Origin of the sequence: Bacillus sp. FSL P2-0099, from assembly GCF_038007445.1 — a bacterium.
In the GTDB taxonomy this organism is placed as follows: domain Bacteria; phylum Bacillota; class Bacilli; order Bacillales; family Bacillaceae_G; genus Bacillus_A; species Bacillus_A mycoides.
This window is the reverse complement of sequence record NZ_JBBOXE010000001.1, coordinates 3,921,418-3,934,977: the sequence shown is the minus strand read 5'-3', so window position 1 is coordinate 3,934,977 and position 13,560 is coordinate 3,921,418. Positions and strand designations below refer to the sequence as shown.

The 13,560-nt window shown below is 35.6% G+C and carries 17 protein-coding genes; 11 read left to right on the top strand and 6 right to left on the bottom strand.

From position 1 onward, the window contains the following. Positions 1 to 3 precede the first annotated feature (3 nt). Positions 4 to 132, top strand: coding sequence for a GapA-binding peptide SR1P (locus MKY90_RS20160; protein WP_002142969.1), 129 nt, complete (start codon positions 4 to 6; stop codon positions 130 to 132). A 37-nt stretch (positions 133 to 169) separates the two neighbouring features. On the opposite strand, the gene MKY90_RS20155 is transcribed toward MKY90_RS20160, so the two are convergent. Both MKY90_RS20155 and speA read right to left on the bottom strand, forming a co-directional pair. Beyond that, positions 170 to 1,000, bottom strand: coding sequence for a protein-glutamine gamma-glutamyltransferase (locus tag MKY90_RS20155; protein WP_002066931.1), 831 nt, complete (start codon positions 998 to 1,000; stop codon positions 170 to 172). Positions 1,001 to 1,618: 618 nt separating this feature from the next. After that, positions 1,619 to 3,091, bottom strand: a complete 1,473-nt coding sequence (gene speA, locus MKY90_RS20150; protein WP_002142966.1) for an arginine decarboxylase — start codon at positions 3,089 to 3,091, stop codon at positions 1,619 to 1,621. A gap of 383 nt (positions 3,092 to 3,474) precedes the next feature. On the opposite strand from speA, the gene MKY90_RS20145 reads away from it, so the two are divergent. Next, positions 3,475 to 3,744 (top strand): UPF0223 family protein, encoded by a 270-nt coding sequence (locus MKY90_RS20145; RefSeq protein ID WP_002066915.1) that lies wholly within the window; start codon positions 3,475 to 3,477, stop codon positions 3,742 to 3,744. An 80-nt stretch (positions 3,745 to 3,824) separates the two neighbouring features. On the opposite strand, the gene MKY90_RS20140 is transcribed toward MKY90_RS20145, so the two are convergent. Beyond that, a complete protein-coding gene (locus tag MKY90_RS20140; protein WP_002014864.1) occupies positions 3,825 to 4,451 on the bottom strand; it encodes a YktB family protein in 627 nt (208 codons plus the stop codon). 205 nt (positions 4,452 to 4,656) lie between these two features. Here MKY90_RS20140 and MKY90_RS20135 point away from each other — a divergent pair, with 205 nt between their 5' ends. Together MKY90_RS20135 and MKY90_RS20130 are read left to right on the top strand one after the other, a co-directional pair. Then, entirely contained in the window at positions 4,657 to 4,845 is a 189-nt protein-coding gene (locus MKY90_RS20135) for a hypothetical protein (RefSeq protein ID WP_002121995.1), read from the top strand. A gap of 88 nt (positions 4,846 to 4,933) precedes the next feature. Further along, positions 4,934 to 5,725, top strand: a complete 792-nt coding sequence (locus MKY90_RS20130; RefSeq protein ID WP_060749584.1) for an inositol monophosphatase family protein — start codon at positions 4,934 to 4,936, stop codon at positions 5,723 to 5,725. A gap of 44 nt (positions 5,726 to 5,769) precedes the next feature. On the opposite strand, the gene MKY90_RS20125 is transcribed toward MKY90_RS20130, so the two are convergent. Continuing rightward, the gene (locus MKY90_RS20125) at positions 5,770 to 5,949 is read right to left on the bottom strand and encodes a DUF5325 family protein (RefSeq protein WP_000400127.1); all 180 of its coding nucleotides are present in this window, start codon (positions 5,947 to 5,949) and stop codon (positions 5,770 to 5,772) included. A 140-nt stretch (positions 5,950 to 6,089) separates the two neighbouring features. Between MKY90_RS20125 and typA the strand changes: the two genes are divergently transcribed. From typA to MKY90_RS20110, 3 genes are all read left to right on the top strand, one after another. Continuing rightward, positions 6,090 to 7,934, top strand: coding sequence for a translational GTPase TypA (gene typA, locus MKY90_RS20120; RefSeq protein WP_002014867.1), 1,845 nt, complete (start codon positions 6,090 to 6,092; stop codon positions 7,932 to 7,934). Positions 7,935 to 8,092: 158 nt separating this feature from the next. Beyond that, a complete protein-coding gene (locus MKY90_RS20115) occupies positions 8,093 to 8,395 on the top strand; it encodes a YlaH-like family protein (protein ID WP_000893662.1) in 303 nt (100 codons plus the stop codon). A gap of 14 nt (positions 8,396 to 8,409) precedes the next feature. Continuing rightward, positions 8,410 to 8,685, top strand: coding sequence for a hypothetical protein (locus tag MKY90_RS20110; protein WP_063219147.1), 276 nt, complete (start codon positions 8,410 to 8,412; stop codon positions 8,683 to 8,685). A 35-nt stretch (positions 8,686 to 8,720) separates the two neighbouring features. Here MKY90_RS20110 and MKY90_RS20105 read toward each other — a convergent pair whose 3' ends face one another. Then, positions 8,721 to 8,921, bottom strand: a complete 201-nt coding sequence (locus MKY90_RS20105; RefSeq protein WP_002094429.1) for a YlaI family protein — start codon at positions 8,919 to 8,921, stop codon at positions 8,721 to 8,723. Positions 8,922 to 9,066: 145 nt separating this feature from the next. Here MKY90_RS20105 and MKY90_RS20100 point away from each other — a divergent pair, with 145 nt between their 5' ends. Both MKY90_RS20100 and MKY90_RS20095 read left to right on the top strand, forming a co-directional pair. Next, positions 9,067 to 9,522 carry a pyridoxamine 5'-phosphate oxidase family protein gene (locus MKY90_RS20100; RefSeq protein ID WP_002014791.1) on the top strand — a complete coding sequence of 152 codons (456 nt, stop codon included), beginning with the start codon at positions 9,067 to 9,069 and terminating at the stop codon, positions 9,520 to 9,522. Between the two features lie 246 nt (positions 9,523 to 9,768). After that, positions 9,769 to 11,097, top strand: a complete 1,329-nt coding sequence (locus tag MKY90_RS20095; RefSeq protein ID WP_002088317.1) for a PhoH family protein — start codon at positions 9,769 to 9,771, stop codon at positions 11,095 to 11,097. A gap of 49 nt (positions 11,098 to 11,146) precedes the next feature. Here the strand turns inward: MKY90_RS20095 and MKY90_RS20090 are convergent, their stop codons facing one another. After that, on the bottom strand, positions 11,147 to 11,644 hold the full coding sequence (locus tag MKY90_RS20090; RefSeq protein ID WP_098167414.1) for a hypothetical protein: 498 nt from the start codon (positions 11,642 to 11,644) through the stop codon (positions 11,147 to 11,149). Positions 11,645 to 11,794: 150 nt separating this feature from the next. Between MKY90_RS20090 and MKY90_RS20085 the strand changes: the two genes are divergently transcribed. Then, on the top strand, positions 11,795 to 12,082 hold the full coding sequence (locus MKY90_RS20085) for a YlaN family protein (RefSeq protein ID WP_002088314.1): 288 nt from the start codon (positions 11,795 to 11,797) through the stop codon (positions 12,080 to 12,082). A 125-nt stretch (positions 12,083 to 12,207) separates the two neighbouring features. Further along, the gene (locus MKY90_RS20080; RefSeq protein WP_016096193.1) at positions 12,208 to 13,386 is read left to right on the top strand and encodes an FtsW/RodA/SpoVE family cell cycle protein; all 1,179 of its coding nucleotides are present in this window, start codon (positions 12,208 to 12,210) and stop codon (positions 13,384 to 13,386) included. Positions 13,387 to 13,560: the final 174 nt, after the last annotated feature.

Genomic DNA, 13,560 nt, shown 5'->3' with positions numbered 1-13,560 from the left:
AAAATGGGAACAATCGTATGCCAAGTTTGTGAAGGAACAATCGCACATTTTGAAGATGAAAAATCAACAGTACTTTATGGGAAATGTGGATCTCATTGCGAATGTGACCATACAGAACATACAAAAGCTTAATAATTAAGAAAAAACGCCTACACATGTAGGCGTTTTTTTAATAGATTGTAGTTGTATGCCCGACTGTTGCAACAATTGCATCATCTCTAATAGGAATAAATCCTATTGATGTTTGTGGCGTGTTAGGAGGGGCATATTGACTCATCATACGGCTATCAATACGAGTAATAAAATCGGTTAAATAAGCTGAAATAAAAGCATAAGGAATCCTTCGTTCATTTAATGAATAAATAATTTCCTCTTTCGTTTTTACGCCTACGCCATGTCCGTAAAAAAAGAAGTTTCCTAGATAGATTGTATTTTCTCCTTGCCACTCAATCGTAGCTGGATTAACTTGTGGATTTTTAAAGTAAACGAGGTCACCTGGAACGATATCGCCACTCGTTTTTGTTATGAGCTTTAAGTCGCGATCGTAGTCCCATGTATAAAGTAAGAGGTTTGCGAATAGACGGTTGAAAGTTTTTTCCTCATATAATGATAGTAATGCTTTGTAAAAAATGATAATCATTGCGGTGGCACATTCAGTTCCATATAGTTTTCCGTTTTTAAAAATATCTTGGATGGCAATGGAAGGGGCTATGTTTGGGAGTAGTTGAAATCCGCCAAGTGATGTTCTTTCCCAAAACTGAGGATTGCAAAAAGATTGTTGAAACGTACGAAACTGAAATCCACTTTGAAAAAGTTCTAGCGCGGAAGTAATAATATTAACTCGTAAATTAAGATCAAAGCTGAGTTCATCGGCTGTTCGGAAGGAATAAACTTCTTGATTTCCCGCCATTATGGATAAAATCTGTTGTTTTTCAGCTGCAAATGGCTCATATTCATTTGTGATATAAGGGTGTACAATAGAACGGCCTATCACAATCATAATGGTATCCCCACCTATACGTTACAGATTTCGCGATACGGGAAAGCCTATATTGGACTTTAGACATAGGATGAAAGTATCGCTTTTTCATAGAAAACATTTATCCCGCTATTTGCGGGCAGTAAGAATTCCACCTCAAAATTCGGCTGGAGCCCTGCTACCCGTAAACGCCCGATTGGTGAAGGCTAATAATCAGTGGGGATGAACAAAACCCCACTGATTAAAGTTTCACTTTATATTTTGGTAGACTTTAACTACAGACAAGTACAAGTCTTTAAAACGCCAATGTGTTCTTTGAAAAAAGATAGCATAGGGAGTTCGATAGCCGAATTCAAGCTATCGGTAAAATGATATGTGTCGTCAAGAACAAGACGCTAAAACACCTGAACACGAATCTGTACGGTATGGTATAAGTACCGTAGCTCACGAACCTATACGGTCTGTTGTGAGAGTGGTGATGGCACACCGCAATCTTGCACGTCAGCGATACCAGAAATGGACTTCGCCTTAGGTAGCAAGAATTCCACTGATGTTAGTCAGCTTGCCCCATTAGGGTGGGAATGTCAAATTCTTTAGTATCGTATGAAAAAAAGAGAAAAAAGGTGAAAGAAAAGCCTATCAACTGATAGGCTTGTACTCTTTAATAACACGTAATGTTTGTAATGTCATATCTTCAGGACCTTGTACAGGTAACCCAGCTTCTAAATTTTTAAGAATATACTCTAAGTTATCTTGTGTAATAATTTCCCCCGGAGTAAAGATTGGAATCCCTGGCGGATAAACCATAACAAAATCAGCTATAATACGACCTGCTGCGTTTTCAAATGGAATGACTTCTGTTTCTGAATAAAAAGCATCTCTAGGAGAAAGTGCTAGCACAGGTATTTCAGGTATTTCTACTTGTACTTGAACACCTTTGTCTGCTCTATTTCTATATGTTGCTGCTAAATCTTGTAATGCTGTAATAAGTGTATCTGTTTCACTTTCTGTATCTCCAAATGTGATAAGACAAAGTATGTTATATAAATCAGAGAGTTCTACTTCAATGTTGTAATGTTCTCTAAGCCATACTTCAGCCTGATGGCCTGTAATACCTAAATCTTTTACAGATACAATTATCTTTGTAGGATCATAGTTAAAAGTAGCATCTGTTCCTAGCATTTCTTTTCCAGGACAATAAAGATGCTCAATAACATTTATAGCATCACGAACATGCTCAGCTAATTGTATTGTTTGTTCTATGAGAGCTGTTCCTTCTGTAGCAAGACGTTTTCTAGCAACATCAAGGGATGCTAACAAAATGTAAGAAGTTGATGTAGTCGTAAGCATGCTAATAATGGATTGGACATGCTTTACGTTCACAAGACCTTCTTTTACATTAAGAATAGAGCTTTGGGTTAAAGACCCACCTAATTTGTGAACACTTGTTGCTGCCATATCTGCACCTGCTTGCATAGCTGATATTGGTAGTTCATCATGAAAATGGATATGAACACCGTGAGCCTCATCAACAAGTACAGGAATATCGTAAGAATGAGCTAATTCTACAATCTGCTCTAAATCTGCAGCAAACCCAAAATATGTTGGATTTATAACAAGTAAGCCTTTCGCATCTGAGTGCTCTTCAAGAGCCTTTTTGACAGATTGAATTGTGATCCCATGTGAAATACCGAGCTTCGGATCAATCTCAGGATGCATGAAAATTGGTTTTGCACCTGAGAAAATAATAGCTGACATTACTGATTTATGCACATTCCGTGGCACGAGGATTTTATCCCCAGGACCGCACACGCTCATCACCATTGTCATAATTGCACCACTTGTACCTTGAATAGAAAAGAAAGTATGATCTGCACCGAAAGCAGCGGCTGCTAAATCCTGTGCTTCTTTAATCATACCTTTTGGATGATGTAAATCATCGAGCGGCGCAATATTAATTAAATCAATTGCTAATGCATTATGCCCAATAAATTCGCGAAATGTAGGATCCATGCCCTGTCCTTTTTTATGACCAGGAATATGGAATTGAACTGGATTTCGCTTACTGTGCTCAACTAAAGCGGTAAACAATGGTGTTTCGTATTGGGACAATCTATACACCCCTTCTTCTTCGTAATATTTATTAGAGTTTGTTTTATATGATTTCATCTCATTCTAAAAGGAAATTAAGATGACAAACTTTTAGAACTTGACTTGTTTTTCTGCCATTCGCAAAAGCCTTTTTGGGGATGGTAGTCTCACTTTATTCTCTATAAAACAAAAGCATTATATCACCAATAATTATAGATGTATAGAAAAATCGCATTTTCAAGGTGAGTATGTTTAATAGTTATATTTTAAATACTGCAAAGAGGAAGACAATTCCATTGAAATGGATAAATGGTGTATAATGCAGAGTGGCTATAGTGAAGAATAAAAAGTTGTCTTAAAGGTAGCATAATGGAAAAAGAAAGAATACTGAATGAGGTGCAAAAATGGAATATCAATATCCACTTGATTACAATTGGTCAAATGAAGAAATGGTAGCAGTTGTAAAGTTTTATGAAGCGATTGAAAAGGTATACGAAAAAGGAGTTTTGAGAGAAGATTTGATGGAATTATATCGTCGTTTTAAAGAGATTGTGCCATCGAAGGCAGCGGAGAAAAAAATTGATAAAGAATTTCAAGAAGTAAGTGGATATTCTATATATCGTACGATTCAAAAAGCAAAGGAAGTAGCAGAAAAAAAGATTGTTAAAATGTAAAAATATTTTGAAAAATAAAATATGAAGTGCTATAATGTGATAACAACTAAAAACGGACAATATAAATTGTCCGTTTTCTACTATCGATTACAAAGTGCATATAAAGGAAGGAGTGGTTGCATCGTAGATTCAATCTTAGCAAGGAATTGTTCGTTGGTCATTGCTGAAAACTCCTCTGGTGATATATGAATACCGACTAATAACTCTGCTTTTTTCACAGTAGCTAAACGTTCAATCATCTTTTGTAAGTCTTCCGTTTCAAGCGTTTTATGTAGTTTTACACCTGGTTTAGTATGGTCAATGGACCAAACGAAGTCATTTGGAATATTTGTTTTTAAATCATTTAAATGTTCTAAGAAGGCGTGAGCCGTCTCCACTTTTTGTGGACACTCATAGATTAAACCAAAGTATATGAAGGCGTGAGTACCCCATAAACCAATTTGAAAGTGTGGTAACATTTTATATCCACGTTTATTTGTTGAAAAAGCAACCCAAGTATCGTTTGGTGGATTGACTTTGCGGCGTGCATGTTTTGCTACATGGTAGAAAAAGTTTTCATCAGTTTGTTGTGATAAATATTCTGCAAATTGTTCCCCTAAAGCTTCTAGCTTAGGATGAATATTCGTTTTAATTGCGCTCATTCGTTCTTCAAGACCATCAACAGTAAAGACTTCAAAATCAGTTGATGTGAATGTTTGTAGTGTCATGATTGTTCCTCCAACTCCTATTTTGTTTTAATTTTAGCATAGCTTGTACTATTCATAAAAAAAACAGCACAAAAAAATTTAAATAAAAAAATATAATTTTGTTGCATAGATGATTTATCCAACATAGTATAGTATAAAACAAAAAATCAGAAAATTGAATCAATTCTAGTCCGAGGGCAGACGAATATTGGGAGGAGGCAAAAAAATGAGACAGGTGATTAATGCGTTAAAGAGAACAGATGCTGAAAAGAGAATTCCGGTGCTACGTTTGGAGCTAGATTATGAATTAGCAACTTTATATGATGCTATGATGGATAACGACAAACAGAAAAAAGAAGAGTGCGTACAAAAATTAGAAGTGTTAAGACTTGAAATGATCCGTTTAGAAGCGTAATAATAGTATATGTATAAATAATTAGTTGGTGCGAACCTTATAAAGGGTTCGTTTTTTCTGTGAACAGTATAGATCGGAGTGTTTAAACATGCAAGAAGTATGGAAAGACATCGATACACACGCGAAACAGTGGATTCGAGAAGCCGGAGAACATTTAATGGCATCACTGAAAAAAACACTTATTATAGAAACAAAGTCAAATGCAGCTGATTTAGTAACAAACATGGACCGAGAAACGGAGCAGTTTTTAATTGGGAAAATTAAAGAAACATTCCCGGCTCATAATATTTTAGGAGAAGAAGGCTATGGAGATGAGATTACCTCTTCTAATGGGGTTGTTTGGTTAATTGATCCAATTGATGGCACGATGAACTTTGTTCATCAAAAAAGAAATTTCGCAATCTCAATCGGGATTTATGAGAACGGTATCGGAAAGATTGGTCTTATTTATGATCCAGTTCATGACGAACTATATCATGCGGTAAAGGGAGAAGGGGCTTTTTGCAATGATTTAGCTATTCCCATGTTGGAAAAAGGAACGGTAGAGCACGGAGTTATAGCTTTGAATGCGATATGGCTTACTGATAATCCATTGCTTAATATGGAAAAAATGATGATGCTCGTTAAGAAGGCGAGAGGTACGAGGTCATATGGTTGTGCAGCGTTAGAAATGGTATATGTTGCCACGGGAAGATTAGACGCATATGTAACACCGCGCTTATCGCCATGGGACTTTGGCGGGGGACAGATTATTGTAGAGGAAGTTGGCGGTAAAGTGACAACGTTCTTGGGAACGCCTCTTTCTATTGTAGAGAAAAGCAGTGTGTTAGTTGCAAAACCAGGAGTATACGAAGAATTATTACCATTTGTATCGCAATAATGAAAAAAAGTAAGAGGCATAAAGAAGCTTCTTACTTTTTAATGTTATTGCGATTTACGCATTTTTCTTTTTGTTACAAAACCGTATCCAACTGTAACAAATGTGCCGATTATGCAAATAATAATGCCGATGGGACTATTTTCAGCAATCATAATTCCGATACCAATTAAGAAGATAACACCGATAATTGCTGTTAATAAAAAGCGATATTGAATGTGTTCCATTTCTTCACCCTCCAATCTTATTTTACTTTCACAAAAGTAAGAATACAACTATATTTTCATTCTTGATTTTATTTTGATTGCCATTGTATCCCCTTCGCTCTTATAATAGAGAAGGATTAAAAAGACATTAGGAGTTGGACATGTTGAAAAAACGACAAGATTTACGAAATATAGCAATTATTGCCCACGTTGACCATGGTAAAACAACACTTGTTGACCAGTTATTACGTCAAGCGGGGACGTTCCGTGCGAATGAACATATTGAAGAACGCGCAATGGACTCAAATGATCTAGAAAGAGAACGTGGTATTACAATTTTAGCGAAGAATACTGCGATTCACTATGAAGATAAAAGAATTAACATTTTAGATACACCTGGTCACGCTGACTTCGGTGGAGAAGTAGAACGTATCATGAAAATGGTTGATGGTGTTCTACTTGTAGTTGATGCATATGAAGGTTGTATGCCACAAACACGATTTGTTTTAAAGAAAGCTCTTGAGCAAAACTTAACTCCAATCGTTGTTGTAAACAAAATTGACCGTGACTTCGCTCGCCCTGATGAAGTAGTTGATGAAGTAGTTGACTTATTCATCGAACTTGGTGCAAACGAAGATCAATTAGAGTTCCCAGTTGTATTTGCATCAGCAATGAACGGAACAGCAAGCTTAGATTCAAATCCAGCAAATCAAGAAGAGAATATGAAATCATTGTTTGACACAATCATTGAACATATTCCAGCACCAATTGATAACAGCGAAGAGCCACTTCAATTCCAAGTAGCACTTCTTGATTACAATGACTATGTTGGTCGTATTGGGGTTGGACGCGTATTCCGCGGTACAATGAAAGTAGGACAACAAGTTGCATTAATGAAAGTTGACGGAAGTGTAAAACAATTCCGTGTAACTAAATTATTTGGTTACATTGGATTAAAACGTCAAGAAATTGAAGAAGCAAAAGCTGGAGATTTAGTAGCTGTTTCAGGTATGGAAGACATTAACGTAGGTGAAACAGTATGTCCGGTTGAGCATGAAGAGGCTTTACCATTATTACGTATTGATGAGCCAACATTACAAATGACATTCCTTGTAAATAACAGCCCATTTGCAGGTCGTGAAGGTAAATTCATTACTTCTCGTAAAATTGAAGAGCGTCTTCGTTCACAATTAGAGACAGATGTAAGTTTACGTGTAGATAATACAGATTCTCCTGATGCATGGATCGTATCTGGACGCGGAGAGTTACATTTATCTATCTTAATTGAAAACATGCGTCGTGAAGGTTATGAACTACAAGTATCTAAGCCTGAAGTAATTATTAAAGATGTCGATGGCGTAAGAAGTGAGCCTGTAGAGCGCGTACAAATCGATGTTCCTGAAGAATACACTGGTTCTATTATGGAATCAATGGGCGCACGTAAAGGTGAAATGTTAGATATGGTGAATAACGGAAACGGTCAAGTTCGCCTTACTTTCATGGTTCCAGCACGTGGGTTAATTGGTTACACAACAGAATTCCTAACATTAACTCGTGGTTATGGTATTTTAAACCACACATTTGATTGCTACCAACCAGTACATGCTGGACAAGTGGGTGGACGTCGTCAAGGTGTTCTAGTTTCACTTGAAGCAGGAAAAGCATCACAATACGGTATTATGCAAGTTGAAGACCGTGGTGTAATCTTCGTTGAACCAGGTACAGAAGTATATGCTGGTATGATCGTTGGAGAACATACACGTGAGAATGATTTAACAGTTAACGTTGTAAAAATGAAACAACAAACGAATATTCGTTCTGCAACGAAAGATCAAACTTCAACAATGAAAAAACCACGCTTAATGACTTTAGAAGAGTCATTAGAGTACTTAAACGATGATGAGTTCTGTGAAGTAACTCCAGAATCAATTCGTCTACGTAAAAAGATTCTTGATAAGAGTGAGCGCGAAAGAGCTGCTAAGAAAAAGAAATCTGTAGAAGCGTAAAAATAAAAAAACAACTACCTTTATAAAAGGTAGTTGTTTTTTTATTTTGTTTATTTTTAGAATATTTATTCTTTTTTGTGGACAGTATTTTTTTTGCGAGTTACTCTTGTATTAAGTACATAAAGAAAATTTGTTTTTATGAGAAGGGAGGAAAGATAGTGTTAGAAAGAATGTCATTTTTCGCGAAATTGTGCAAAGTTGATGAAAATCCAGAACTAGGGATGTGGTTACTTTATGGAACAATTATTATATTGAGTGCACTTGTATATAATTTAGGATTTGCAAGGAAGCTATCAGTGCTAAAAAATATAGTAATATACATATCTTTAGCAATTGGATGCACGGTATTAACTTTCTTTGCAGTTTTTTTACCAGTTGGAGAGGGGCTCGTTGTAGCGGCGATTGTACTTGGAATTTATAGATTACGTTTACGTCAAGCGAAACAACAAAAGGCAGGGTGAAAAGGGGGAGTTTCATGCGCTCGGTACAAGATGCACTATATAATTGGTTAACAATTAAAACTGTTGCGGAAGCGCGTCCAGATGATAGAGCTGCAGAAGAAACGTATGTATTATTTCAAAATATGATATATGAAGAGCATAAATTACGAAATGTAGAAGTTGAAAAGAACGAGGAAATGTATTTGATTACATATGAAATTGATGGAGAAATAAGGTGTGCAAGATTTCCGGTAGAAGCCATTGATTGTTTTTTGGATCAGATGAATCGTGAACCAGAAAAATACAAATAAGTCCTTATCTATATGATTAAGGACTTATTTCCGGTTTACCAATCGTCTTCTACTTTTTTATCACGATATAATCGGAAATTACCACTCGCATGGCGTTCCATAGTACGCTCTGCAATTCGTTCCGTACATTCCATGCACATATATGTATGAATAGGGCGATTACGCAGTTTTTTTGCCATAGGATTTTCGTCATCTAACATATCTTTTTTATCACAAATCATACATCTGACTCTCATTTCGTCACCTCAATACGAATTCTATCAGTATAAGTATATCATGGAAGCATAATGTTTTTGAATAATAGCGGGAAAAAATAATATTTTCGCAATTCGAAAAATAGGTTATGATAAGGATATATAAATAATATTTGGAGGTGGAAATATGGCGAATGTAGTTGAGCCTACATTGACAGGTGATTTAGTACAATCTTTGCGTAAAGAGTGTATCGTTATGATAGCAACAACAGATTTCGAAAAACAAATTCCTAACGTAAGTGCTATTTCTTGGGTATATGCAGTGAGTGAAACTAGTATTCGATTTGCGGTAGATCAACGCTCACGTATTGTGGGGAATATACGGCATAGTGCAGGGGTTGTATTGACTATAATGGCGAATGAATCCGTATTTTCCATAAGTGGTGAAAGTGAAATTTTAACAGATAGAATGGAAGGGATTCCTCTAAAATTAACGGTAGTAGAAGTGAATGTACAAGAAGTTCGTGATGTTATGTTTTATGGTGCGAAACTTGCTACTGAACCAACATATGAAAAAACATATGATCTTCGAGCAGCTAAAAAGCTTGATAACCAAGTATTAGTAGGAATGAAAGAATTATAAAGGAGATGAATAGGAACATCGTTCATAAACTTTTACAAGTGAGTATTGTGATTTAATGTGAAAAATTATAATAAAAAGTAATATATTGAATAGAAATGAATAAAAAATAAAGAAAAGGTTTAATTTCTATGAATTTCGATTCTACCTCGTTTTTACGGTACATATAATTATAACAATGGTTCGTCCATATTTTATGGATGAAACCCTTGTTCTACAAATTTAAAAGTGGAGTCAGGGGGTAACAGGTTGGATAAAATTTATGTGTTAGATACGAATGTACTTTTGCAGGATCCTTTATCTATTTTTTCATTTGCAACAAATGAAGTAGTGATTCCAGCAGTTGTATTAGAAGAGGTTGATTCGAAAAAACGTTATATGGATGAAGTAGGACGAAATGCTCGCTATGTATCTAAGTTAATCGACAAATTTCGCGAAATAGGAAAGCTGCATGAAAGTATTCCGTTAGAAAACGGCGGTACATTTCGTATTGAATTAAATCATCGCTCATTTGTTCAACTGCAAGATATTTTTGTAGAAAAAACAAATGATAATCGAATTTTAGCGGTAGCGAAAAACCTCTCTTTAGAAGAACAAGAAAAAGAGGACGGGAAATCAGTTATTTTAGTAAGTAAAGATGTACTCGTAAGGGTAAAAGCTGATGCAATCGGATTGCAGGCCGAAGATTATTTAAGTGACCGAGTAATCGAAGTGGAAAATATATATTCAGGATTTTTAGAAGGGTATATATCAAAAGAACAGTTAGATTATTTTTATGAAAAAGGTGAACTACCTTTATCTGAAATCGCAAATCATCCTTTTTATCCAAATCAGTTTGTTGTAATGAAAGATGCACTAGGGGGTTCTAGTTCTGCACTTGGGATTGTGGATCATTTAGGTAAGAAGGTAAAAAAACTTATTTTTCACAATGAACAAGTGTGGGGGATACGCCCACGAAACGTGCAGCAAATTATGGGATTAGAATTGCTACTTCGGGAAGATATTCCACTTGTAACGTTAACAGGGAAAGCCGGTACAGGAAAAACGTTACTTGCATTAGCTTCGGGACTAATGCAAACGGAAGATTTAGGGTTATATAAAAAACTACTTGTCGCGAGACCAATTGTACCGGTAGGGAAAGATATAGGCTATTTACCAGGAGAGAAAGAGGAAAAATTAAGACCGTGGATGCAGCCGATTTTTGATAATCTAGAGTATTTATTCAATACGAAAAAGCCTGGGGAGCTAGATGCTATTTTAGCTGGAATGGGTTCGATTGAAGTAGAAGCGCTTACCTATATACGCGGGAGAAGTATTCCAGACCAGTTCATTATAATTGACGAGGCACAAAATTTAACGAAGCATGAAGTAAAGACGATATTAACAAGGGTAGGCGAAAAAAGTAAGATTGTATTAATGGGGGATCCTCAGCAAATTGATCACCCGTATTTAGATGAATATAATAACGGTTTAACATATGTTGTAGAGAAGTTTAAAGAACAACGTATTAGTGGTCATGTAAAGTTTGTTAAAGGAGAGCGTTCTAATTTAGCACAACTAGCAGCGGATTTATTATAAAAAGGAGTGAGCTTAAGCTCACTCCTTTTTTGCTTTTTAATTATACAATTTAAATGATTGTAAATTTACGGATGTTACGAATCGGATTTTGTCTATTAGATCCATCATGGAAATATAGATGAACAGGCCCGTCTTCTCGTAATGGTTTACCTTCTTTTGAAAAACCGAGAATAGCTTTATGGGCTGTTTCTAACGGAAGTGTAATTGTATTGTTTGTGGTTTCAATTTCGACATGAGTAGCATCTTCTAAAATTTCAGCATTTTTTAGAAATGGATGAAGTGGTATGCCAAAGGTCCCGTTAATAAGCTGTTCTTTTTTATATTTCTTTACACTTTGTTGTATTGGCGGGAAGGCAGCACCATCACGGATTTCGCGATCCCAATGCTCTGAAGTATGTTTTAAGTATGTTTCTAATTCGGATGATGCTTCTCTAGTTTCATCAAAGTAGGTTGTCAAATCTATTTTTCGATCATCGAAAATCCATACAGTTGGATCGATAGTGATTGGAAAACGAACTTTTCCATTAATAAATAAAATTTCGCTCATTGTTGTTCCCCCATTTGTGTTATACTCCCACTTTTCAGTATAATAGTATTAGGCACTGTTGTCACAAAAAATGTTTCTATTGCAATTTATTAAAACTATCGCTAATATTAATAGATATGAGAGAGTAGGACGGAAACGGAGGGAATCAATTTGGCGTCTGAGACAGTATCAAATCATCAGGAAAAGGCACTAGCCCTTCTACAAGCGGATGCAGAGAAGATTTTAAGACTTATTAAGGTACAAATGGACAATCTTACAATGCCGCAATGTCCATTATATGAAGAAGTTTTAGACACACAAATGTTTGGACTATCCCGCGAGGTCGATTTTGCGGTTCGCCTTGGTCTTATTGGAGAAGAACAAGGGAAAGCAATGTTAGGAGAGCTCGAACGTGAGTTGTCTGCACTTCATGAAGCATTTACAAACAAACAACAATAACGGGTTCAAATATGGGGGCTCAAACTGAAATAGTTTGGGCTTTTTATTTGTATAATAAAGAAGGAAGAACCTATATACATATGGAATACAACAATAATTAAATTGAAACAGAAAGAGGAAATGAAATGAAAAAAGTATGGAAATCGATGGATTATTCCTTATTACTTCCTCTTGTTATCTTATGTGTGCTGGGAGTAATAATGGTATATAGTTCTAGTTCCATTGTTGCGATTTCGAAGCATGGGAAACCAGCGGATTTCTTTTTTAATAGGCAAGTATTAATTCTAGCTGTTGGAGCGATAATGTTAGCGATTATCATTGCTATTCCTTATAAACTTTGGAGGAAGCGAATAGTTTTAATAGCAATGGGAATAGGTAGTATTGGTTTATTAGCAGCAGCCTTGTTTTTCGGTAAGGAAGTAAACGGTGCAAAAGGGTGGATATTAGGTATACAGCCCGCTGAATTTGTTAAAATATCGATTATTATTATATTAGCTCGTTTTTTTGCGAGAAGACAAGAGACAGATACTCCTGTTTTTAAAGGATCGGGACTTACGCTTGGTTTTGTTGGATTGGCAATGTTTTTAATTTTAAAGCAAAATGACTTAGGTACCGATTTATTAATTGCGGGAACGGTTGGAATTATGTTTCTTTGCTCGGGGGTACGGATTAATTTATGGATAAAACGAATCGTTTTAACTGCCATAGTGTGGATTCCCGCACTATATTTTCTCGGGAATTATGCATTAAGCAAGTATCAAAAGGCACGTTTTTCCGTTTTTCTTGATCCATTTAATGATCCTCAGAATGATGGATTCCAATTAATAAATTCTTTTATTGGAATTGCTTCAGGAGGGCTAAATGGTCGAGGATTAGGGAACAGTGTGCAAAAATATGGATACTTACCAGAACCGCAAACAGATTTTATTATGGCAATTATATCTGAAGAGCTTGGTTTTATAGGTGTAGCTGTCATTTTAATCTGTTTATTACTTATTATTATTCGGGCATTTAGAATTGCACAAAAGTGTAAAGATCCATTTGGAAGTTTAATTGCAATTGGAATTGCAAGTTTGTTTGGAGTTCAAACTTTTGTTAATGTCGGTGGTATGTCTGGGTTAATACCGCTTACAGGGGTGCCATTACCATTTGTTAGTTATGGTGGGAGTTCTTTGTTAGCTAATCTGCTTGCAATGGGTATACTGTTAAATATTGCTAGTTATGTAAAACGACAAGAGAAACAACAAAACAAATTGACTAACGAAATAGAACAAGGTGGACCGCATCTTGTTGTTGTAAAATAAAAAACACATTGAGCTCTAGAGTTCAATGTGTTTTTTATTTTGTTAGATTTTAAATGTGATACAATATTGATTGTTTTAAAACGAAAAGTATATTACATTTAAGTGAATGTGATATACAATATTGTTGTTAGAAAAGGAAGAGGTATGCTATACTATTTTTGTGAAACAAATTGA

What these genes read in the sequence shown, in the direction of transcription:
- MKY90_RS20145 (WP_002066915.1), top strand. Translation starts at nt 3,475, where the DNA reads ATGGAATATCAATATCCACTTGATTACAATTGGTCAAATGAAGAAATG.
- MKY90_RS20155 (WP_002066931.1), bottom strand. Translation starts at nt 1,000, where the DNA reads ATGATTGTGATAGGCCGTTCTATTGTACACCCTTATATCACAAATGAA.
- MKY90_RS20080 (WP_016096193.1), top strand. Translation starts at nt 12,208, where the DNA reads ATGAAAAAAGTATGGAAATCGATGGATTATTCCTTATTACTTCCTCTT.
- MKY90_RS20160 (WP_002142969.1), top strand. Translation starts at nt 4, where the DNA reads ATGGGAACAATCGTATGCCAAGTTTGTGAAGGAACAATCGCACATTTT.
- typA (WP_002014867.1), top strand. Translation starts at nt 6,090, where the DNA reads ATGTTGAAAAAACGACAAGATTTACGAAATATAGCAATTATTGCCCAC.
- MKY90_RS20105 (WP_002094429.1), bottom strand. Translation starts at nt 8,921, where the DNA reads ATGAGAGTCAGATGTATGATTTGTGATAAAAAAGATATGTTAGATGAC.
- MKY90_RS20090 (WP_098167414.1), bottom strand. Translation starts at nt 11,644, where the DNA reads ATGAGCGAAATTTTATTTATTAATGGAAAAGTTCGTTTTCCAATCACT.
- MKY90_RS20100 (WP_002014791.1), top strand. Translation starts at nt 9,067, where the DNA reads ATGGCGAATGTAGTTGAGCCTACATTGACAGGTGATTTAGTACAATCT.
- MKY90_RS20140 (WP_002014864.1), bottom strand. Translation starts at nt 4,451, where the DNA reads ATGACACTACAAACATTCACATCAACTGATTTTGAAGTCTTTACTGTT.
- MKY90_RS20125 (WP_000400127.1), bottom strand. Translation starts at nt 5,949, where the DNA reads ATGGAACACATTCAATATCGCTTTTTATTAACAGCAATTATCGGTGTT.
- MKY90_RS20110 (WP_063219147.1), top strand. Translation starts at nt 8,410, where the DNA reads ATGCGCTCGGTACAAGATGCACTATATAATTGGTTAACAATTAAAACT.
- MKY90_RS20135 (WP_002121995.1), top strand. Translation starts at nt 4,657, where the DNA reads ATGAGACAGGTGATTAATGCGTTAAAGAGAACAGATGCTGAAAAGAGA.
- MKY90_RS20130 (WP_060749584.1), top strand. Translation starts at nt 4,934, where the DNA reads ATGCAAGAAGTATGGAAAGACATCGATACACACGCGAAACAGTGGATT.